Here is a 21268-nt window from a genome sequence, read left to right on the forward strand (position 1 = left end):
CGCCGCGCACAGTGGCCGGGCACACCCCTGTGTTCCGAGACTGCGAGGTGGACCGTGAACGGCACCGCTGGCCCCGGCGGGCAGCGCCGGCTGGGGAGATTCGGCGCCTCGTTGCTGCTGGTGGTCCCGCTGATCGCGGTGACCGCGGCCTCGGGACCGAGCGGCGCGGACCCCGCCGCGCGGGCGGCCGCCCCGACCGCCCCCGCCCGGGTGACGTACGCGGGCACCGGTCATCGCAGCCTGGGCCGGGTCACCGGCACCGAGAAGAGCGATCCGCTGTTCGGCGAGGGCCCGGCGCACTACGACGTCCAGGCGACGGCGCTCGGGGACACGGTCGTGTTCGCGAGCCGCCGCGACGAGAAGCGGCCCCAGATCTATCTGCGGGCCCCGGACGGCTCGGTGCGCAAGCTGACCACGGGCCGGGACGCGGCGCACCCGCGGCTGACCCCGGACGGCGGTTCGGTGGTGTTCGACTCGGCGGAGCCGGGCGGTCCCGACGGCAAGAAGCAGCGCGACCTGTGGCGGGTGGGCACCGACGGCGACGGGCTGAGCCGGCTGACCGACACGCCGTACGACGAGCAGAGCCCGACCGTGTCGGCGGACGGGCAGCGGCTGGCCTACAGCGCGAACCCGGTCGCGGCGGCCGGGCCGCAGATCTATGTGCGCCCGCTGGCCGGCGGCTACCCGACCGCGCTCACCGGAACGCTGGGCGGCCAGGCGACCGAGCCGGTGTTCAACCCGGTGAACGACGCGGCGCACCGGGACCTGCTCGCGTACACGTACACCGCCGACTCCCGAACCGGGCCCCGGCTGCGGCAGCTCGGCGGCCCGGGCGGGGACCAGCCGCTGCTCGCCGGCACGGCGGCCCAGTGGCGGACCCACGGGGCAGCCTGGATGCCCGACGGGAACGGCGTGCTGTTCCTCAGCGTCGACCACACCTGCTCCTGCGAGGGCGACTGGAACCATGTGTGGCGGTCCACGGCGAACCCGGACCAGACCCCGGACCCGACGCTGCTGCTCAGCGAGAACCGCGACGTCTCGTCGGTGACCTGGGTCGGCCCACCGGACGGCGGCTACCCGGTGGTGGACCGGCTGTCGGAGCCCGCGCCCGCGGTGCAGGGTGTGGACGCGACGCCCGACCAGCGGGTGGCGACCTTGCAGGACGTGCGGATGGACGGCTCGGACCCGCGCGATCTCGGGGTTCCGGTGCTGCAGGAGGACCCGGCGGCCGACACCAACGCCGATCCGACGAAGGACCCCTTGTTCCAGCCGGCGCCCGGATACGACCCGTGGACCGAGCGGCAGAACTACACGCCGGACGGGCGGCGCATCGTGGTGACCCGGTTCGAGAACGGCGGCCAGGGACGGATCGAGCAGATCTGGACGGCGGACGCCGACGGCACCAACCCGGTGGCGATGCGGCTGGCCGGGCGGGGGCCGGACGACTGGGACACCGATCCGACGTTCTCGCCCGACGGCAGGTACCTGGCCTTCACCCGGACCTCGCCGGGCGGGGTCGGCTCCGCCGCCCATCCCGGGCGCATCCTGATCGCCGACACCACCACGGGCACGATCGTGCACGAGATCGTCCCGCCGGCCGGGGAGCGGACCGGGGGCGACGCCCAGCCCACCTGGTCCCCGGACGGCACCATGCTCGCCTTCACCCGCAACGAGGTGATCGGCGGCAACGGCGGCAACAAGCACATCTGGACCGTGCCGGTCGACGCCCCCGGCGGGCAGCACGACCTGACCGGGCAGCAGGACCTGAGCACGTCGATCTGCCCGGGCGACTGCTCGGTCATCGACGACAGTCCCGCGTTCTCCCCCGACGGCCGCTCGATCGTCTTCAACCGCAAGAACGGCGGCGGCCTCGTCGACGAGCGCAACGGCCTCGTGCTGACCTCGGTGACCGGCTCCGACTGCCGGGTGCTGCTGCCCCAGTCGGCCCGGGACACCGCCGACGCCTGCCACCGGGAACTGCCCGACACCACGCTCACCGGACCGCACCAGCCGCGGGACGCGGCCTGGACGGCGGACGGCAGCCGGATCGTGTTCAGCGCCCGGGACGACGCGCCCGTCAACTGCCCCGAACACCTCTACGTGCTGACCGTGGCGACCGGCCGGGTCACCAACCTCACCGCCCAGCTGCCGGGCCGTCAGAAGGAGCCCGGCGTCCAGCAGTCGGTGGACCTCGCGGTGCACGCGCCGGACACGGCCTCCCCGGTGCCCGTCGGCAGCTCGACGGACGTGCGGGTGGACGTCGTCGACAACGGCCCGGCCGCCTCCCCCGGCACCCGGCTCACCGTGGCCCCGCCGACCGGGGTGACCGTCACCAGGATCAGCTATCCGGGCGGCAGTTGCGACGCGGCGTCGCTCCAGTGCGACCTCGGGGTGGTGCCGCCCGGCACGACGGTCCCGGTCACCGTGACCGTGCGGGGCGAGACCACCGGGGACCAGCCACTGGGCTGGTCGGTCGCCGGCAGCGTGATCGACCCGGAGCCCGGCGACAACGCGGCGCGGACCGTGGTGCCGGTACGCCCGCCGGCCCCGCCGACGCCGACCCCGACCCCGACGCCCACACCGGCACCGCCGCCCCCGCCGCCCGCCCCGCCCGCGCCGAAGGCCGGTCCCGGAGTGACGGTGACCGCCCAGCCGAACCCGGGCTATGTCGGCGGCCGGGTCGTGGTGACGTACACCGTGCGCAACGGCCGCAACGCGCTCGCCACCGGGCTCCGGCTGCGCATCGGGCTGCCGGCCGGCATCCCGAGCGGTGGGCCGCCGCCGGGCTGCGACCGCTCGTGGCTGTGCGCGCTGCCGGACCTGCCGCCGGGCGACAGCACCGTGGTGCGGGTGGTGCTCGCCCCCGACCACGCGCTGACCGGACGGGTCACCGGCGTGCTGACCACCACCGGCACCGACGCCGACCCCGGGGACAACAGGGCCGCCACGACGCTGCGGATCCTGCAACCGAAGATCGTCGCCGTGCCGCCGATCGGCAAGCCCGGCTTCGTCACCTCGGTGCGCGGCAAGGACTTCCCGCCGGGCGTGCCGGTGCGCTTCACCTGGCAGCCGGGGATCACCGCGGCCGCCGCGCCGACCAGGCCCGGTCCGGACGGCACCTTCATCGGCCAGCTGCTGATCCTCGCCAAGGACCAGACGGGACCGCGCACCATCACCGCGCGCGGCCCCGGCTTCTCCCCGGTGAAGACGGACTTCCTGGTGGTGACGGGCAGTGTGCAGCCGCCGGACGAGGTGACCCGCCGGTGATCCACGAGGTCGACGAGGCGCTGCGCGCACTGCTCGCCGGGTCCGGTCTGGAGGCGTCCGGGGTCGAGGTGGTCTTCGACGCGCCGACCCGCGAGTGGGCGGCCCGCCGCAACGCGCCCACGGTGTGCGTCTTCCTGTACCACATCCAGGAGGACCCCACCCGGCGCGGCAGCGGCGCCGGGGAGGTGCACGACGCCGACGGCCATGTGGTGGCCCGGCGCTCCCCGGCCCGCTGGTTCGAGCTGACCTATCTCGTCACGGCGTGGGCGAGCCGCCCGCAGGACGAACACCGGCTGCTCTCCCAGGTGCTGGGCACCCTGGTGCACACGGACGTGCTGCCCGCGCCGCTGCTCACCGGTTCACTCGCGGACCTCGGTCTGACCGTGTCCCTGGACACCGCCGGGGCCGGGCTCGACGCGCCGTCCGCGTCCGACGTGTGGTCCGCGCTCGGCGGAGAGCTGAAGGCGTCGCTCGGGGTGCGGGTGCGGGCGCCGCTCGCCGGGGTGGAACGCCCGGCCGGACCGCCGGTGACCGAGGGGCTCGTGGTGCGCACCGCCGGGCCGGTGCCCGGCGGGGAACCGGCACCGGGCCGCCGGCTGCGGTACGCGGAGGTCGGCGACCCCGGCCCGGAGGGCTTCGCCGGACCGCGTGAGCGGCCCCCGGTCCCGGCCCGGCGCCGGCGGGGAAGGCGGCAGCCCTGATGCACGCGGTCGAGACCGAGGCGGACGTCCTGTGGGCGCGGCTGCGCCTGGTCGAGGAGCGGGTGCGGCACGCGGTGGCCGCGCGCCGCGCCGTCGACCCGGACCCCGACGACCCCTACCGGGGCCAGTACCTGACCCCCGAGGCGGTCGAGCGGATCCTCGCCGGGCAGGGCGGGCTCGGGCTGCCCGGGCACGAGCCGCCGCCACTGCCGCCCGCCTCCGCACTGGGCGGACTGGCCGCCCGGTTCGGGCTGTCGCCGCTGGACGCCGATCTGCTGCTGGTGGTCCTGGCGCCGGACCTCGACCCCCGGTTCGAGCGGCTGTACGGCTATCTCAACGACGATCTGACCCGCCGTCGGCCGACGGTCGCGCTCGCCCTGGAGCTGTGCGGGCTGCCGGCGGCGTCGGCGGCCCGCTTCCGGCTCTGCGCCGGGGCGCCGCTGATCGATGGCGGGCTGGTGGAGGTGACCGAACCGGACCGGCCGCCGCTGTCCCGGGTGCTGACGGTCCCCGACCGGGTCACCGCACAGCTGCTGGGCGGCACCGAACCGGACGCGCGCCTCGCCGGACTGCTCGGCGCGGCCGCCGCCGACCCCACGGCCGAACCGGCCGACGTGGACCGGGCGGCCGGGGCGGTCCGCTCCGCGCCGGGCCTGGTGCATCTGCTGGGCCGCGGCGGCGACGCGCCCGGCCTCGCGGCGGCGGCCCTGCGCGCGGCCGGACTGCGCCCGCTGGTCCTGGACGCGGCGGCGCTCGCCCGGCGCTCCGCAGAAGTGCCCGCGCTCGCCCGGGTGGCGGCGCTGGAGGCCCGGCTGTCCGGCGCGGGCGTCCTCCTCGGCCCGCTGGAGGCCCTGCCCCCGGAGCCCGCCGGGCGCGCGGGCGTCGTCAGGGAGATGTGCGCCGCGCTGCGCGGCCTGCCGCTGTTCACCTACGGCACGGAGGGCTGGGACCCGGCCTGGGCGGCCGACACCCCGGTCGTCCTCACCGTCGCCCCGCCCTCCCCCGGGCGCATGACCGCCCGCTGGCGGCACGCCCTCGCCCGGGCCGGCGCCGACGGCATCGCGCCGGCCGAGGCGGAGGAGCTCGCCTTGGCGGTGGCCGCACACCGCCTGGACGGCGGACAGCTCCGCCGGGCCGCCGCCGGCGCGGTGCGCACGGCCGCGCTGGCGGGCCGCCCGGTCCTGGCCGGCGATCTGCGGGCCGCCGTCCGCGCGCAGAACGGCGCGGGGCTCGCCCGGCTGGCCCGCCGGGTGGAGCCGGCCGTCGGCTGGGACGACCTGGTGCTGCCCGCGCCCACCCACCGGCGGCTGCGGGAGCTGGCGGTGCGCGCCCGCCATCGCGAGCAGGTGCTCGGGCAGTGGCGGATGCGGCCGGGCGGCGGACGCGGGCGCGGCGTGATCGCCCTGTTCGCCGGGGAGTCGGGCACCGGCAAGACCATGTCCGCCGAGGTGGTCGCGGCCGACCTCGGCATGGACCTGTACGTGGTCGACCTGTCCACGGTGGTCGACAAATACGTCGGGGAGACCGAGAAGAACCTGGAGCGGATCTTCACCGAGGCGTCCGCGGTCAACGCGGTGCTGCTGTTCGACGAGGCCGACGCGATCTTCGGCAAGCGCTCGCAGGTCAAGGACGCGCACGACCGGCACGCCAACATCGAGTCGGCGTATCTGCTCCAGCGCATGGAGTCCTTCGACGGGATCGCCGTGCTGACCACCAATCTGCGGGCCAACCTGGACGAGGCGTTCACCCGCCGACTCGATGTGATCGCGGACTTCCCGGTGCCCGACGCGGAGCAGCGGCTCGCCCTGTGGGAACGGTGTCTTGGCGGGCGCCTGCCGCGCGAGCCCGGCCTCGATCTCCGGTTCTGCGCCGACCGCTTCGAGCTGGCCGGAGGCTCCATCCGGGCGTGCGCGGTGACCGCCGCGTATCTGGCCGCGGAGTCCGGACGGCCGCTCGCCATGCGGCAGTTGATGACGGCGGTGGCCCAGGAGTACCGCAAGCTGGGCCGGCTGGTGCTGGAGAGCGAGTTCGGGGAGTGGACGCGGGACGTGCTCGCGGACCTGTGAACCGGCCGCTGCCCGCGGGCGGGCGCCCTCACGGACCCCGTTGCCCGAAAGGGAAGGCCCGGCCGGGCGCGGGCGCCCGCAGGGGCAGTGGGGTTGCCCTCGCCGAGGTCCGCGCGCCCCTGTCGCCGTGCCGCACCCGCCTCGGAGACTCGACGTCGACGCAGGTGACACCGATGGGACATGAAGGAGCGAGCATGCCGACGTACCTCACCCCGGGCGTGTACGTGGAGGAGGTGCAGTCCGGTGCCCGACCGATCGAGGGGGTCGGCACCGCCGTCGCCGCGTTCGTCGGCTTCGCCCAGACCGGACCCTTCCACGAACCGACGCTCGTCACCAACTGGGACCAGTACACCCAGCTGTTCGGCGGCTTCACCGAGGGCGCCTATCTGCCGCACGCGGTGTACGGCTACTTCGCCAACGGCGGTGGCGCCGCCTACGTGGTGCGCGTCGGCGGCTCCGGCCGGGACTCCTCCGCGCCGGCCGCGGGCGTGCCCCGGCAGGGCCAGGCGCCCGAGCCGGTCGCGCTCGGCGGTTTCCTGGTCGCGGCCCGCCCCGGTGTCACCGGGGTGTCGGTGGAGGTCGCCGACCCGGAGGGCGAGAACCCGCCGGAGGACCGCTTCCGGCTGCTGGTCCGCCGCGGCGACCAGGTGGCCGAGACGTACGACGTCTCCACCCGCAAGAACGTCAAGGGCTATGTGGTCGGCCAGCTCCGGGCGTCCAAGCTGATCGAGGTCACCGAGCAGCGCGACGCCGCCCAGACCCGGCCCACCGCCCAGACCGTCGCCGTGCCGGACGCCCCGGCCGCGCCCGCGGCCCCCGCGTCCGGCGAGGTGTCCCGGCTCGACCCCGCCGAGTACGTCGGCGACGCCGGTGCCCGCACCGGCTTCGGCGGCCTGGAGGCCATCGACGAGATCACCATGGTCGCGGTCCCCGACCTGATGGGCGCCTACCAGCGCGGGGACATCGACGCCGAGGGCGTGCGCACCGTGCAGCTCGCGGTGATCTCGCACTGCGAGCAGATGGGCGACCGGGTGGCCGTGCTGGACGCCCCGCCCGGACTCACCGCCCAGCAGGTGCGCACCTGGCGCAACGACGAGGCCGGTTACGACTCCCGGTACGCCACCCTCTACTACCCCTGGGTGCGTGTCTTCGACCCGGCGTCCGGCCGTAACACCACGGTCCCGCCGAGCGGTCACATCGCGGGCGTGTGGGCGCGCAGCGACGCCGAGCGCGGTGTGCACAAGGCGCCCGCCAACGAGGTGATCCGCGGCGCGGTGGACCTCGAACTCCGGCTCAGCAAGGGCGAGCAGGACCTGCTGAACCCGATCGGTGTGAACTGCGTGCGGGCCTTCCCCGGCCGGGGCATCCGGATCTGGGGCGCCCGCACCCTGTCCTCCGACCCGGCCTGGCGCTACCTGAACGTGCGCCGCCTGTTCAACTACCTCGAAGAGTCCATCCTGCTGGGCACCCAGTGGGTGGTCTTCGAGCCGAACGACGACCGGCTGTGGTCGAGCATCCGGCGCAATGTCACCGCGTTCCTCACCGAGGAATGGCGGCGGGGCGCGCTCTTCGGGCGCACCGCCGAGGAGGCGTTCTACGTCAAGTGCGACCGCGACAACAACCCGCAGGAGTCCATCGACCAGGGCCGGGTCGTCTGCGAGATCGGTGTCGCACCGGTCAAGCCCGCCGAGTTCGTGGTCTTCCGGCTGGCCCAGTTCTCGGACAGCACCAGCCTCATCGACGAGTGAGACCAGTGACCCGCGGGTCGGTCAAGGAAAGGTGACGAACAGTCATGGCAGAGGGCGATGCTCTTTCCACCCATGTCTTCGGCGTGCAGCTCGGCGGCTACATGGTGGAGTCCATCCAGGAGATCAGCGGCCTGACCGTCGAGGAGGAGGTCGTCGAGGTACGGCAGGTCACCTCGGAGGGCAAGCAGATCATCCGTAAGCAGCCGGGCGCCCGGCAGGCCGGCGAGATCACGATCACCCGGGGACTCGACAAGTCCAGCGAGTTCACCAAGTGGATCAAGGAGACCCTGAACAACGGTGCCGTCGACACCGCCCGGCAGAACCTGACCATCGAGATCAAGGACTCCAAGGGCGACACGGTCCGCCGCATCCAGCTGATGCAGGGCTGGGCCTCCCGGTGGGAGGGTCCCTCGCTGAAGGCGGGCGAGTCCGCGGCGGCCACCGAGACCGTCACCATCGTCTTCGAGGAGATCGTCGTCGAATGAGGCGCCGTACGGTGACGGCGGGCAGCCTGGAGGAGATCCTCGACGCGACGGCGCCCGTCTCGGCCCCCGAGCAGTCGCAGGCCCCGGCGCCACCGCCCGGCCCCGCGGCCGCGCGCGACAACGGGCTGCGCACCGAGTTCGAGTTCGAGCTGCCGCGCGGGTACGTGGACGAGTCGGGCACGCTGCACCGCAGCGGCTCGATGCGGCTGGCCACGGCCCGCGACGAGCTGCGCCCGCAGATCGACCTGCGGGTCAAGGAGAACCCCGCGTACCTCAGTGTGGTGCTGCTGAGCCAGGTGATCACCCGGCTCGGCACCATCACCGACGTGCACGCGGGCGTCGTGGAGCGCATGTACGCCACCGATGTCGCCTTCCTCCAGGACTTCTACCGCCGGGTCAACAGCGAGGGCCACACCCGCGCCGCGGTGACCTGCCCGCACTGCGAGGGCGCCTTCGAGGTGGACCTCTCGGGTGGGCGCCTGGGGGAATCGTGACGTACGCGCTTCCCCGGCTCCGGGAGGAAGTCGCGTACATCGCCTACCACTTCCACTGGCAGCGCGAGGACATCCTCGACCTCACCCATGCGGAGCGCCGGCAGTGGGTGGGCGAGATCGCGCGCATCAACGCCCGCATGAACGAGGGTGGTTGAGTGATGGGCTGGTGGGAGGGGGTCCGGCGCCGGGTGGGCGGGGGCACGGCGGGGACGGTCCCGGCCGGCGCTCCGGCGGGTCCGGCCGCGGCCGGTGCCGTCCCGGGCGCGGGTACGGGCACGCAGAGCCCGGCCGCGTCCGTGCCGGGTGACTGGGACGGCGGCTGGCGGCGGGTCGCGCCGGTCGTGCCGACCGTCTCCCGCGCCCCGCTCGGCGTCAGCGACGGCCTCGCCTTCCGCTCGGGCCTCGCCTCCTGGCAGAACTCCTCCTTCGACCGGGGCCTCGGCCACGGTCTGCTGCCCTCGGCCCCGGCCGGTCTCGTCCATGGCGTGACCCGGCCCGCCGTGCAGCGGTCGGTGCCCGCCGAGGGCGGCCCGTTGCTGCTGCGGGCGCTGCGGGGAGACCCTGACGAGGGCGACGAGGTCGACGAGGGCGCCGGTCCCGAGGCCCGGGTGCCGTCGGCGGCACTGCCGTCCGGCCCCCGGGTGCCGCGTCCGGTACGGAGTGACGGCACCGGCTCACCGGCCGGGGCCCGGCATGCCGGGCAGGCGCCCGTCCAGCGGGTGGTGGCCGACGGCAGCGGTCCGGTGACCGGTCCGGAACTGCCGGTGGTCCGGCGCGTCGCCGTCGTACCGCACGCCAGGAACGCCGTGGCCGCGCCCCGTGCCGGGGAAGACGGACCGGTACGGGACCAGGGCGCGCCCCGTACGGCGCCGGGGGCCGCGGCACCGGTCGTGCGCCCCCGGCCGGTCGGGCCCTCGTCGATCGTCGCCCGCCGGGCGGCCCGCCCGGTGCGCCGCATCACCGCGCTGCGGCCGGAACCGGTGCCCGGTGAAACGCCCGCGCGGGCGGAGTCCGCGGCACAGCGTGCCGCCGCTCCCGTGCGTCCGGGAAGCCGGTCCCCGCTGGGTCCCGCGCTCGGCGCTCCGCTGGCGGAACTCCCGCCCACCGCCGTCCCGTCGGCCTCCGACGCGCCCGGCCCGGCCGCGGCCGCCGGTCGGCCGGGGAACGGCCCGTCGCTCCCGGTGGTGCAGCGCCAGGTGACGGCTCCGGGTCCCGCCGCGACGGGCCGACCGGACGCCGGACCGCTGCCGACGGCCGTACCGCGTCCGACGCGAGATTCCGGTGCCGACGGTGCCGGTGCCGTCCCGCCGTCCGTCCGGCGCCGGACGGACGCCTCCGGCACCCCCGCCGGGGCGGCCGACTCCGGGCCCCGCCCCGCCGCGCCCGGCAGCGGGCGGGGCACCGGCACGACGGCACCCGCCGTCCAGCGCCGCCCGGACACCCCCGGCCCCACGGCAGCCGACGCCCGGGCGGCAACCGGCCCTCGACCGCCCGCCGTACGGGGCCGGGCGGACGACACCGACACGACCGATGCCGGGCCGGCGTCCAGGCCGGTGCTGCCGGGAGCACCACCCCGACCGGACACTTCCGGCCCGACCGGTGACGCACCCGCACCCCACGATGCCCGGGCGGCGACCAGCCCCCAACTCCCCGTCGTACAACGCCAGACGGCCGACACCGCCCCCGCCGATGCCGGACCGGCGTCCAGGCCGGTGCTGCCGGGAGCCCAGGCGGACGCTTCCGCCCCGGCCGAAGACGCGCCCGCATCCACCACCACCCGCCCCGCCACACCCGGCGTCCGGATGGCGGCCGACCCCCAGCTCCCCGTCATACAGCGCCAGACGGCCGACACCGCCCCAGCCGGCTCCGGGCCGACACCCCGCCCGGCACTGCCGGGAGACCGGCGCCAGGCGGACGGCTCCGCCCCGGCCGAAGCCCGGCCGGTGTCCGTCGAAGTCCGGCCGGTGTCCGGGCCGTTGCTGCCCGGTGTCGAGCACCGGGCAGAGGCTCCCGAGGCCGCGGAGCCCTCGACCGCGGCCCGCCCGGCCGCGCCCGGCGCCCGGCCGGCCACCGGGCCGGAACTTCCCGTCGTACAGCGTCAGACGGCGGCCCCCGGTGCGGACGGTGCGCTCACCGGGGGCGGCAGCCCGGCCGGTCCGGCGGCCGCCGTGGAGAAGGACGGCCCACCGCACCGCGCCAGGAGCGCCGCCCACTCCGGGGCCCGTGCCCGTGGCGGTCTGGGCGCGCCCCTCCCCGCGCTGCCGCCGACCGCCTCGCCGCGCGGCCCGGCCCCTGCCCGGCCGGACGGCCGGCACGCGGCCGCTCCGCTCCTGGGCGCGCGGCCCGAGACCGACTCCCCCGCCCCGACGGGCGTTTCACCGTCCGGTGCGGGTGCCGTGCGGCCCCCGGCCCCTGCGCTGGTGCCCCGGTTCGCACCGCCCTCGAACGGTGACGCGCCCCGCACGTCCGGCCCCGACCGTACGTCCGGCCCGGACCGCGCGGCCGCCGCGCGCCCCGCCGCACGGAAGAGCCCCACCGCTTCAGCCGGTGCCGGTCCCGTCGTCGTGGCCCGCGCCCTCGCCAGGCCCCGGCCCGCCGAACCCGCGTCCGCCCCCGCCCTCTCCCTGCTCGCCGCCCGTCCGCTCGCCCTCAACACCCGGGTACCGGACGGCCTGCCGCGCCCCCACCAGGACGCGCCCGCCAAGCCGCCCGTGGTCGCCGCGTCCTGGCGGCGCGAACCGCCGCCCCCGGCCCCGCATGCCCCGGTACGGCGGGCGTCCTCCGCTCCCGGGCCGTCCGCCACGGCGGCCCGGACCGAGGTCCCCGTCGTCCGCCCGGTCGCCCCCGTGCAGCGGGCGGCGTCCGCGGCCGCCCCGGGGGCGCGCGCGCCCGTGCTGCCCCTGGCCGAGGCCCAGGCACCGCCGCTCCAGGGCGCCCCGGCCCCGCAGCACGCGCCCGGTCCGCCCGTGCCGGTGGTCCGCGCGGGCCGGCCCGCGCAGTCGGAGCCCGTTCCCCCGGGGGCCGTTCCGGTGCAGGTCGTCCAGCGGGACGCGACGAAGGCTGCGGGTGGCGGCCGGCCGCGGTCGGTCTCCGCGCCGCCCTCCTTCCCGGCGGCGGCCACCGGCCCGGACGTCCGGCAGGAGGCGGCGCCGCACGAAGCGCCCGCGATCGACCTGGAGGACCTGGCACGCCGCCTGCTGGACCCGCTGTCCCGGCTGCTCCGCGCCGATCTGCGGCGCGGCCGGGAACGCGCCGGGCGGCCCTACGACGGACGCCGCTAGAGGAAACACCGAAGGACGCGCTGAGGACATGGAACGGATGGCCCACGGATGACGGACAACATCTTCGCGACGAGCGTGTTCTTCCGGCTCTCGATCGGCGGCAACGACCTGGGGGCCTTTCACACCTGCTCCGGGATGGGCGCGCAGGTGGAGCTGGAGAGTTACGCCGAGGGCGGCAACAACGGCTTCACCTGGCAGCTGCCGGGCCGGGTCACCTGGTCGAACATCACGCTCACCCGGCCGGTCACCGCGGACACCGTCAAGATCGGCCGCTGGCTCGACCAGACGCTGCGCCGGGTGGAGCCCAAGGACGGGGAGATCGTGGCGCTGAAGCCGGATCTGTCCCGGATCATCAGCTGGCAGGTCCTCGGCATCGTGCCGGTGCGCTGGCAGGGCCCGTCGTTCGATCCGGCGTCCTCGCAGGCGGCGGTGGAGACCCTGGAGATCGCCCACGAGGGGCTGCGGCCCTCCTGATCCCGCCCCCGTCGTCCCGATCCGCTCGAAAGGAGTTCCCGGTATGTCCCCTGCGGTCCGCACCAGCCGTGCCCGGGCCCAGCTGACCCTGAAGGAACCCCCTTCGGTGGTCGGTGCGAAGCCCGGCGGAACCATCGCGCGGCTCAACCTCCAGTTCAATCCGTCCACGTTGCAGTTGCGCAAGACCACCTCGTGGCGGCGCACCCCGTCGCGGATGGCCGGGCAGTCGGCGCTGCCGGAGTTCGTGGGCAGCGGGCCGCGGGAGCTGAGCCTGGAGGTGTTCCTCGACGCGACCTCGACGCACGACGACTCGGTCGAGCAGGCGGTGGAGAAGCTGATGAAGGGCTGTGTGCCGACACCGGCGAGTCTGGCGCGCAAGAAACCGGCGAGCCCCTGGGTGCGGTTCGAGTGGGGCACCGCGCGCACGACGTCGTTCGACGGGGTGCTGTCCAGCCTGTCGGTGACGTACACGCTGTTCGATGTCGACGGCAAGCCGCTGCGGGCGACCTGCGCGCTGTCGGTGGAGGAGGCGAGCGTCGACCCGGCCGGGCAGAACCCCACCTCGGGATCGCGCACGGCCCGCAGCACCCACACGGTGGTGGCCGGGGACAGCCTCGCGCTGCTGGCCTGGCGGGAGTACGGCAACGCGACGGCCTGGCGGGTCATCGCGGAGGCGAACGGGATCGACGACCCGATGGACCTGCCGCCCGGCACCGAACTGGTGGTGCCGGCGCTCGGGGACGCGGGCGGTGAGGAGGAGCGGTGAGCACACCGGAGGCGCGGGGCGGCCGGTCCTTCGCGGCGGACCCGATCGTGGAGGCACCCGGCGAGCTGCCGCAGGTCTGGGCCGCGCAGCTGGTCAGCTGTGTGGTGGACGAGAACGTGGGCCTGCCGGACACCGCGGTGCTCACCTACCGCGATCCCGACAACGAGTTCCTGGGGGCGAGCGGCATCACCCTCGGCACACCGCTGAGGGTGTCGGTGATGACGGTCTCCGGGCAGTCGCGCGAGACGTTGTTCGACGGCGAGGTCACCGCGGTGGAGATCGACCGGGACGGCACCGGGTCGTTCACGGTGGTGCGCGGCTACTCCAAGGCGCACCGGCTCCAGCGGGGCCGCAAGGTGGTGGCGTACCGGAACATGACGGCCGAGGCCATCGTGCGCAAGGTGGCCGCGGGCGCGGGTCTGGCCTGCGGGAAGGTGGAGGCCGCGCCGGTCACCTACAAGCAGCTGTCGCAGGCCAACGTCTCCGACTGGGACTTCCTGCAGTACCTGGCGGGCGAGAGCGGCGCGCAGGTGCGGGTGGACGCCAAGGGGGTGCTCCAGTTCACCCGGCCCGAGCCGGCGTCGGGGGCGCCCGCGCCGTCGACCCCGGCCACGCAGAACCCCATGGTGCTGGAGTACGGGCGCAATCTGCTGGCGTTGCGGGCCGCGCTGTCGGGCGCGGACGGCGCGTCCTCGGTGGAGGTGCGCGGCTGGGACGTCACCACCAGGACCCCGCTGGTGGCCCGGCAGCCGTCGGTGGCCAGCAAGACGGTGCTGCCCGGCCTCTCCCCGGCGCTCGCCGGCACGTTCGGGGCGTCGGCGAAGCTGACGGTGACGGACACCCCGTACCGTACGCAGGCCGAGACGACCGCGGCTGCGGCGGCGATCTCCGCGCAGGTGGCCGACGGGTTCGCCGAACTGGAGGTCGTGGCGGAGGGCAGTCCCCGGCTGCGGGCGGGCCTGCCGGTGGCGCTCGGCAACGTCGGGCCCGCGTTCTCCGGCCGGTACACGGCGACGGCCGTGCAGCACAGCCTGGACCCCGGTGAGGGCTACCGGACCACGGTGTGGGTCAGCGCCAGCCCCGACCGGTCCCTGGCGGGCCTGGTGACCGGCGCCAACGCGCCCGGCCGCGGACCGCGCATCCCGGGTCTGGCGATCGGCGTGGTGACGGACGTACGGGAGCCGGGCGGCGCGCAGAAGGGCGCGGTGCGGCTCAAGTTCCCCTGGCTGGACGACACTTACGTGACCGACTGGGTGCGCACGGTGCAGTGGGGCGGCAAGGGCGGCGGGGGCGTGGTCAGCCCCGAGGTCAACGACGAGGTGCTGGTCGGCTTCGAACAGGGCCTGCTGGACTGCCCGTACGTCATCGGCGGCCTCTACAACGGCGTGGACGGCCCGTCCCCGCACGACGTGCCGCTGGTCGACGGCACCAGCGGCAAGGTCAACCGCCGTTCCGTGGTGTCCCGTTCGGGGCACCGGGTGGAGCTGCTGGACGCGCGGGCGCCGGGCCCGTCCGGGGTGCGGCTGCGGACGGCGGACGAGCGCATGGAGGTGCTGCTCGACGACCGCAACGACCGGATCGAGCTGACCGTGTACGCGGCCGGCGGCCGGCGCGCGCTGTCCTCGGTGCGGCTGGACGAGCGCGGCATCACGCTCGACGCGGGCACCGGCAAGGTCACCGTGAAGGGCGCCGACGTGGACATCGACGGCACCAACTCGGTGAAGGTGCACGGCCGTTCGGCGACCGTCAACGGGCAGACCGATCTCACGCTGGACGGCGGCCTGCTGGGGGTGCTGAAGGCGGACCTCGTACGCATCAACTGACCGACGCACTTTGTGTACGCACGTACTTCGAGGAGGAGCCCGCCATGTCCGGCGCAGCCCGTACCGGCGATTCCACCAGTCACGGCGGGGTGATCGCCACCCCGCCGCCCGGCGCCGCCGCGACGGTGGCCCGGGTGCTGATCGGCGGCCGTCCCGCCGCCGTCGTGGGCAGTCTGCACACCTGCCCGATGCCGCCGCACGCGGCGCTCGGCCCGGCCAATGTGCTCCTGCCCAGCCCGGCCTCGCTGACCTCGGGCATGGTCCTGATCGGCGGGCTGCCGGCCGCGCGGGCGGGCGACACCGCGGCGTGCGGCGCGAAGGTGCTGCTCGGCGCCCTGAACGTGCAGATCGGAGGGGTGTGATGAGCGAGCGGTTCATCGGGCGGGGCTGGGCGTTCCCGCTGCGGGTCGGGCCGACCGGCGGGATCGCGCTGGTGGAGCGGGAGCGGGAGATCGAGGAGGCCATCCGGCTGGTCCTGGGCACCGCCCCCGGCGAGCGGCCGATGCGGCCGGAGTTCGGCTGCGGCATCCACGACTACGTCTTCGCGCCCGGCGACGGCGCCACGGCGGGCCGGATCGCCCAGCAGGTGCGCGAGGCGCTGGAGCGCTGGGAGCCGCGGATCGCGGTGGACGAGGTGGTGGTCGCCTTCGACGAGGTCGACGCCGGCACCCTCTACATCGACGTGCGCTACACCATCCGCTCCACCAACGACCGGCGCAACCTGGTGTTTCCCTTCTACACGATCCCCTCCGAGGAGGGGGCCGAGGAAGCGGTCGCAAACTGATGGCCCTGCCCTCCCCCAACCTGGACGACCGGCGCTTCCAGCAGCTCGTCGACGAGGCGAAGCGCTATGTGCAGCAGCGGGCGCCCGAGTGGACCGACCACAACGTGTCCGACCCGGGCGTCACCCTGATCGAGACGTTCGCCTATCTCGTGGACCAGCTGCTGTACCGGCTGAACCGGGTGCCGGACAAGAACTACACCGCGTTCCTGGACCTGTTGGGCATCCGGCTGTTCCCGCCCGCGGCGGCCGGCGCCGAGGTCGACTTCTGGCTGTCGGCGCCGCAGCCCGAGGCGGTGACGCTGCCCGCGGGCACCGAGGTGACCACCGCGGACGGTGAGGCGGAGGAGCCGGTGGTGTTCGCGACCACCGGCGAACTGCGCATCGTGCCCAGCGAGTTGGTGCGACTGGTGACCGCGCCCCGGGCCGGCGAGCAGACCGACCGGACCGGTGAGCTGGCCGAGGGCCGGGACGTGCGCTGCTTCCAGGCGGCCCCGCAGCCGGGCGACGCGCTGTTGTTCGGGCTGCCCGCCGCGGTGCCCCGGTGCATCGTGGCGGTGCGCCTGGACAGCCGGGTGGAGGGCGTCGGCGTGGACCCGCGCCAGCCGCCGCTGGCGTGGGAGGCGTGGGACGGGGGCCGCTGGCAGGAGTGCGAGACCGGTGCGGACACCACGGGCGGTCTGAACCGGCCCGGCGAGGTGATCGTGTACGTGCCGGCCGGGCACACGGCGTCCGTGATCGGCGGCACCCGGGCGGGCTGGCTGCGCTGCCGGGTCACCGAGGCGGAGCCGGGCCAGCCGTTCTACTCGGAGTCGCCGACGGTGCGGGAGGCGACGGTGTTCACCGTCGGCGGCACCACCCCGGTCGAGCACGCCGAGACCGTCACCGATGTGCCGCTCGGCACCTCGGAGGGCGTCGCGGGCCAGAGCTTCCGGCTGGGCCGCCCGCCCGTGCTGCTGGACGGCGAGCCCCCACTGGTGGAGGTCTCCTCGGCGGACGGCTGGCAGCGCTGGGAGGTCGTCGAGCACTTCGGCCGCTCGGGCCCCGGCGACCGGCACGTCCGGGTGGACGCCACCACCGGCGAGTTCCTCTTCCCGCCCGCGCTGCGCGAACCGGACGGGACGCTGCGGCTGTGCGGCGCGGTGCCGGAGAAGGGCGCCCACATCCGGGTGACCCGCTACCGCACCGGCGGCGGCCCGGCCGGCAACGTGGCCCGCGGCGCGATCTCCGTGCTGCGCAGTTCGGTGCCGTACATCGCGCGGGTCGTCAACCGGGAGGCGGCGCGCGGCGGGGTGGACGGCGAGACGGTGGAGAACGCCAAGCTGCGGGCCCCGGACGCGCTGCGCATGCAGGAGCGGGCGGTCACCGCGGAGGACCACGAGATCATCGCCCGGCAGGCGGCCCCCTCGGTGCGCCGGGTGCGCTGTCTGCCCGCCGGGGACGGGGCGGGCGCGGTGCGGGTGCTGGTGGTGCCGGACGCGGTGGCGGACGACGGCGACCGGCTCCGCTTCGAGCAGCTCATCCCCTCGGACCAGGTGCTGGCCGCGATCACCGGGAGCCTGGACGAACGGCGGCTGATCGGGACCCGGTTGGTGGTGGAGCCGCCGGTCTACCAGGGCGTCACCGTGGTGGCCCGGCTCGCGACCGCGCCCGGCGACACCGACCGGGTGCGGGACGCGGCGCTCGCCGCGCTGTTCCGGTACCTCAACCCGCTGCGCGGCGGCCCGGACGGCACCGGCTGGCCGTTCGGGCGGCCGGTGCAGTACGGGGAGGTGTTCGGCGTGCTGCAACGCGCCACCGGCAATGCGCTGGTGGAGGAGATCCGGCTGTTCGCCGCCGACCCGATCACCGGGCGGCGGGGCGCGCCGGTGGACCGCATCGACGTGGGTCCGGGCGCGCTGGTCTTCTCCTACCAGCACCAGGTCGTCGTGCAGCCGTTGGAGCCGGAGGCCCGCCCATGAGCCGTGCCGCCGTACCCGGCCTGCCGAGCCGGCACCCCATCGGCGGGCTGCTGCCCGCGCTCTACGCCGACGACGACTTCGCGCAGCGGTTCACCGCGGGCCTGGACACCGTCCTCGCCCCGGTGTTCTCCACCCTCGACAACCTCCCCGCGTATCTCGATCCTCGGGTCGCCCCGGCGGACTTCGTGGCCTGGCTGGCGTCCTGGGTGGGCGCCGCCGACGACCCCGAATGGCCCGCTGAGCTGCGCCGCGAGGCCGTGGTGCGGGCGGTCGAACTGCACCGCTGGCGCGGCACCCGGCGCGGTCTGGTGGAGCGGCTGCGGCTGACGCTCGGGGTGCACGCCGAGGTCACCGGCGACGGCGGCGCGGTGTGGTCCCGCACCCCGGGCACGCCCCTGCCGCCGGCGCCGTCCGGCGAGGTGCTGGTCCGGGTGTGGCCCGGCCGGGAGCCGGAGGTGGACGCGGACCGCGTCCGGGAGGTCGTCCGCGCCCACTGTCCCGTGCACGTCCCCTGCCGGGTGGAGATCCTGTCCGGTCCGCCCGCCGACGAAGGGAGGTGACGCCATGCGCGCCTGTCCCGCGTGCGGGGCGTCCAACGGCCCCGACGACGACTTCTGCGGCAACTGCGGCGCCTACCTCGGGTGGTCGGCGGAGGCCGGCCGCTCCGCCCGGGAGCCGGGCCCGGCCGCCGACACCCCCGCGCCCCCGCCCTCGCCCTCGTTGGAGCCCCCTACGGGCCGCCGCGAAGGGGACGACCGTACCCCCGGTGCCGACGACGCGCCGGGCGTCCCGGCCGGGCCCGCCCCCGGCACGGCCCGCTCCGCGGCCGGTACGACACCCAGGACGGCCGGTACGGCTCCCGCCACGGCCGACGCCCCGAATACCCCCGCGGCACCCGCCGCACCTCCGGCATCAGCGGCACCACAGGCACCTGCGACACCACCGACACCACCTGTCTCTGCCACACCGACCCCGCCCGTGCCCCCGGCGCCCGCGGCACGCCCGGCGCCCCCGGCACCCCGTGCGCCCGAGCCCGCCGAACCCGATCCGCGGCAGCCCGCCCCGGTGCAACCCGCCAAGGCGGTCGCGCCGCGGCCCGTCGTGCGGCCGGTGCCGGCGCGCGAGGAGGTGGTGGGGCCGCCGTGCCCCGCGTGCGGGACGCCGAACCCGCCGGGGCGCCGGTTCTGCCGCCGCTGCGCCACCCCGCTGGACCCGCAGGCCGCTGTGGAGGCGCTGCCGTGGTGGCGGACCGTGTGGCCGTTCCGGCGCCGGGTGCGGGCGGGCTCCGGGCGCTGGGTGCGGCTGCTGGTCATCCTGGTGGTGGTCGCCGCGCTGTGCGTGGGCGGGTTCCTGCTGCTGCCCGCCGGACGCGCCCTGATCGAGGACACCCGGGACAAGCTGGGCGGCACCAAGGCGGTCACCCCGGTGCACGTCACGGCGAGCGCCTCGGTGAGCGGACACCCGGCCTCGAACACCACGGACGGCCTGAGCAACCGCTACTGGGGTGCGCCGGGACCGGGGGCGTCGGTGACGTACACCTTCGGCAAGCCGTTCCGGCTGGTGGACCTCATCATCACCAACGGCGCCTCGGACGCGCCCCAGCAGTACGCGACCGAGGCCCGCGCCCTGGAGATGGACATGGAGGTGACGTCCTCGGACGGCACCGTGCACCGCAAGTCGGTGTCCCTCGACGACAAGGCGGGACCGCAGACCGTCACGACCGGGATCGACGACGTGGTGGGCGTGCGGCTGGTGCTGCGTTCGGTCACCGGGCTGACGGCGGGCCGGCACGTCGCCCTCGCGGAGGTCGAGTTCTTCCGGCGGAGCTGAGCGTCCGGCCGGGCCCGCCCGGGGTGCGGTCGGGCTACCCGGCCGGGGAGGAGCGCGGGCGCAGCCGGGCGGCCAGGACGGCGACGTCGTCCTCGGCGTCGCGGACGTCGAGGCGGGTGACGACGGTGTCGAGGATCTCCTCGGGTCCGGCGGCGGCCCCGAAGCGGATGCCGGCCAGCCGGTCCAGGGAGCGGTCGATGTCCTCGCCGCGGCGCTCGACCAGACCGTCCGTGAACAGCACGAGGGTCTGCCCGGGCGCCAGACGGCAGGTGGCCGGCTCGTAGCCGCCGAAGCCGGTGCCCAGGGGCGGACCGACCGGCACCGGCAGCCGGGTGGCCCGCCCGCCCTGGTCGATCACGAACGGCGGCAGATGCCCGGCGCCGGCCAGGGTCACCATGCCCCGGTTGGGGTCGACCTGCGCCAGCAGGCAGGTGGCGGGCCTGCGGTCGGGTTCCTCGGCGGCCATGTCGTCGAGCTGGCGCAGCACGCGGTGCGGGGGCAGGTCGGCGGAGGCGATGTAGCGCAGGGCGGACCGGTAGGCGGTCATGTCGACGGCGGCCTCCAGGCCGTGCCCCATGACGTCGCCGACGACCAGCAGGGTGCGGCCGAAGTGCAGTCGTACGGTCTCGCACCAGTCTCCGCCGACCAGCGTGCTGTTCCCGACCGGCAGATAGCGGATGGCGACGTCCAGATTGGGGTGCGGCCGGCCCGGCTCGGCCAGCAGGGCGCGCTGGAGCTTGCCGACGATGCCGCTGACCGCGTGGTGCTCGCGGGCGTGCCGGATGTGGGAGGCGGCGCGCTCGGCGAGGAACCGCAGGAACTCGGTCTGTGCCCGCGGGAACGGCTCGTCCCCGCGGGCGCAGACCAGCACGCCGTAGCAGTGGCCGCCCGCCGTCAGCGGCACACAGAGCGCGGCGCGGTCGTCGCCGGGCCCGGCCGCGATCCACCGGTCCGCGTCCGGGTCGGTGCCCGGCCGGACGGCCGCCGCGACCCGCCGGGCCGCGGGCAGCAGGTCCGGGTCGCCGCCGACGGCCGCGTAGCCGACCGCGGCCTCGCGGCCCCAGCTCAGCACGGCCGCGGCGCCGCCCAGCCGGGCCGCGGCGGCGCGGGCGAGCTCGGCGCAGGTGGTGTCCTCGTCCAGGGTGGTGCCGATCCCGGCCGCCACCGCGCGCAGCTCGGCCGGACCCGCCGGTACGCGGCTCTCCTGCCGGGCGGGTCCGCGGTGTCCGGGCTCGACGGCGTCCACCGTGGACTGACGGAACGGGTGAAACCAATCCACCACAGCACTCACCTTAGAGGGGGATCCCCGCACCGTCCCGCCATGACCACATCAGCACGCACGGGGCTCCGTCCGGCCGGCGGCGACCCGCTCCAGGACCGGTCTCCGGAGCTCGCGGCGAGCAGGGCCGCGACGTCCATCAGCGCGGCGACGGACGGGACGGGCGAGAACGGGTGGTGCGTCATGGGGCCACGCTGCCTCGGCGGGGTGTACGGCCAGGTGTACGACGGGTGGCCGGCGGATGTCCGGTCCGTTCTTTCCCGAGCGGTTCCTCCGGGGGTGGGCGCGGGCGCGCCGGGCACGGGATCCTGG

At 75.8% G+C, this 21268-nt stretch carries 17 protein-coding genes; 16 read left to right on the forward strand and 1 reads right to left on the reverse strand.

Features of this window, described 5'->3' with window-relative positions:
• Positions 1-54: 54 nt before the first annotated feature.
• From ACSP97_RS06050 to ACSP97_RS06125, 16 genes are all read left to right on the forward strand, one after another.
• Entirely contained in the window at positions 55-3267 is a 3213-nt protein-coding gene (locus ACSP97_RS06050; protein WP_440556663.1) for a TolB family protein, read from the forward strand.
• The gene (locus tag ACSP97_RS06055; protein WP_355153816.1) at positions 3264-3968 is read left to right on the forward strand and encodes a DUF4255 domain-containing protein; all 705 of its coding nucleotides are present in this window, start codon (positions 3264-3266) and stop codon (positions 3966-3968) included. The genes ACSP97_RS06050 and ACSP97_RS06055 overlap by 4 nt, the downstream gene beginning before the upstream one ends.
• On the forward strand, positions 3968-6034 hold the full coding sequence (locus ACSP97_RS06060; protein ID WP_440556665.1) for an ATP-binding protein: 2067 nt from the start codon (positions 3968-3970) through the stop codon (positions 6032-6034). The genes ACSP97_RS06055 and ACSP97_RS06060 overlap by 1 nt, the downstream gene beginning before the upstream one ends.
• Positions 6035-6228: 194 nt before the next feature.
• Positions 6229-7782 (forward strand): phage tail sheath family protein, encoded by a 1554-nt coding sequence (locus tag ACSP97_RS06065; RefSeq protein ID WP_355525019.1) that lies wholly within the window; start codon positions 6229-6231, stop codon positions 7780-7782.
• Positions 7783-7826: 44 nt separating this feature from the next.
• Positions 7827-8267 carry a phage tail protein gene (locus tag ACSP97_RS06070; protein ID WP_046428592.1) on the forward strand — a complete coding sequence of 147 codons (441 nt, stop codon included), beginning with the start codon at positions 7827-7829 and terminating at the stop codon, positions 8265-8267.
• Positions 8264-8761 (forward strand): hypothetical protein, encoded by a 498-nt coding sequence (locus ACSP97_RS06075; RefSeq protein ID WP_440556669.1) that lies wholly within the window; start codon positions 8264-8266, stop codon positions 8759-8761. The genes ACSP97_RS06070 and ACSP97_RS06075 overlap by 4 nt, the downstream gene beginning before the upstream one ends.
• A complete protein-coding gene (locus ACSP97_RS06080; RefSeq protein ID WP_355153809.1) occupies positions 8758-8916 on the forward strand; it encodes a DUF6760 family protein in 159 nt (52 codons plus the stop codon). Before ACSP97_RS06075 ends, ACSP97_RS06080 begins: the two co-directional genes overlap by 4 nt.
• Before the next feature lie 3 nt (positions 8917-8919).
• Complete coding sequence (locus ACSP97_RS06085) at positions 8920-12042, forward strand: hypothetical protein (RefSeq protein WP_440556671.1); 3123 nt, start codon at positions 8920-8922, stop codon at positions 12040-12042.
• A 48-nt stretch (positions 12043-12090) separates the two neighbouring features.
• Entirely contained in the window at positions 12091-12516 is a 426-nt protein-coding gene (locus ACSP97_RS06090) for a phage tail protein (RefSeq protein WP_070028111.1), read from the forward strand.
• 43 nt (positions 12517-12559) lie between these two features.
• Entirely contained in the window at positions 12560-13282 is a 723-nt protein-coding gene (locus ACSP97_RS06095; RefSeq protein ID WP_355153805.1) for a CIS tube protein, read from the forward strand.
• Positions 13279-15105: a VgrG-related protein gene (locus ACSP97_RS06100; protein WP_355153803.1), complete on the forward strand. Its 1827-nt coding sequence runs from the start codon at positions 13279-13281 to the stop codon at positions 15103-15105. Before ACSP97_RS06095 ends, ACSP97_RS06100 begins: the two co-directional genes overlap by 4 nt.
• A 44-nt stretch (positions 15106-15149) precedes the next feature.
• On the forward strand, positions 15150-15467 hold the full coding sequence (locus tag ACSP97_RS06105) for a PAAR domain-containing protein (RefSeq protein ID WP_355153802.1): 318 nt from the start codon (positions 15150-15152) through the stop codon (positions 15465-15467).
• Positions 15467-15889 (forward strand): GPW/gp25 family protein, encoded by a 423-nt coding sequence (locus ACSP97_RS06110; RefSeq protein WP_355153800.1) that lies wholly within the window; start codon positions 15467-15469, stop codon positions 15887-15889. The genes ACSP97_RS06105 and ACSP97_RS06110 overlap by 1 nt, the downstream gene beginning before the upstream one ends.
• Positions 15889-17847, forward strand: coding sequence for a putative baseplate assembly protein (locus ACSP97_RS06115; protein WP_358274580.1), 1959 nt, complete (start codon positions 15889-15891; stop codon positions 17845-17847). The genes ACSP97_RS06110 and ACSP97_RS06115 overlap by 1 nt, the downstream gene beginning before the upstream one ends.
• Complete coding sequence (locus ACSP97_RS06120; RefSeq protein WP_355153796.1) at positions 17844-18407, forward strand: phage tail protein; 564 nt, start codon at positions 17844-17846, stop codon at positions 18405-18407. The genes ACSP97_RS06115 and ACSP97_RS06120 overlap by 4 nt, the downstream gene beginning before the upstream one ends.
• A gap of 505 nt (positions 18408-18912) precedes the next feature.
• A complete protein-coding gene (locus ACSP97_RS06125; RefSeq protein WP_388290828.1) occupies positions 18913-19677 on the forward strand; it encodes an NADase-type glycan-binding domain-containing protein in 765 nt (254 codons plus the stop codon).
• Between the two features lie 34 nt (positions 19678-19711).
• Here the strand turns inward: ACSP97_RS06125 and ACSP97_RS06130 are convergent, their stop codons facing one another.
• A complete protein-coding gene (locus tag ACSP97_RS06130; RefSeq protein ID WP_355153793.1) occupies positions 19712-20959 on the reverse strand; it encodes a PP2C family protein-serine/threonine phosphatase in 1248 nt (415 codons plus the stop codon).
• Positions 20960-21268: the final 309 nt, after the last annotated feature.

Origin of the sequence: Streptomyces sp. SCPE 10, from assembly GCF_051980735.1 — a bacterium.
In the GTDB taxonomy this organism is placed as follows: Bacteria; Actinomycetota; Actinomycetes; order Streptomycetales; family Streptomycetaceae; genus Streptomyces; species Streptomyces misionensis.

Excerpts from the sequence above, each read along its gene's own strand:
- ACSP97_RS06060 (WP_440556665.1), top strand. The coding sequence starts at position 3,968 with ATGCACGCGGTCGAGACCGAGGCGGACGTCCTGTGGGCGCGGCTGCGC.
- ACSP97_RS06090 (WP_070028111.1), top strand. The coding sequence starts at position 12,091 with ATGACGGACAACATCTTCGCGACGAGCGTGTTCTTCCGGCTCTCGATC.
- ACSP97_RS06105 (WP_355153802.1), top strand. The coding sequence starts at position 15,150 with ATGTCCGGCGCAGCCCGTACCGGCGATTCCACCAGTCACGGCGGGGTG.
- ACSP97_RS06110 (WP_355153800.1), top strand. The coding sequence starts at position 15,467 with ATGAGCGAGCGGTTCATCGGGCGGGGCTGGGCGTTCCCGCTGCGGGTC.
- ACSP97_RS06120 (WP_355153796.1), top strand. The coding sequence starts at position 17,844 with ATGAGCCGTGCCGCCGTACCCGGCCTGCCGAGCCGGCACCCCATCGGC.
- ACSP97_RS06070 (WP_046428592.1), top strand. The coding sequence starts at position 7,827 with ATGGCAGAGGGCGATGCTCTTTCCACCCATGTCTTCGGCGTGCAGCTC.
- ACSP97_RS06085 (WP_440556671.1), top strand. The coding sequence starts at position 8,920 with ATGGGCTGGTGGGAGGGGGTCCGGCGCCGGGTGGGCGGGGGCACGGCG.
- ACSP97_RS06095 (WP_355153805.1), top strand. The coding sequence starts at position 12,560 with ATGTCCCCTGCGGTCCGCACCAGCCGTGCCCGGGCCCAGCTGACCCTG.
- ACSP97_RS06065 (WP_355525019.1), top strand. The coding sequence starts at position 6,229 with ATGCCGACGTACCTCACCCCGGGCGTGTACGTGGAGGAGGTGCAGTCC.
- ACSP97_RS06075 (WP_440556669.1), top strand. The coding sequence starts at position 8,264 with ATGAGGCGCCGTACGGTGACGGCGGGCAGCCTGGAGGAGATCCTCGAC.
- ACSP97_RS06115 (WP_358274580.1), top strand. The coding sequence starts at position 15,889 with ATGGCCCTGCCCTCCCCCAACCTGGACGACCGGCGCTTCCAGCAGCTC.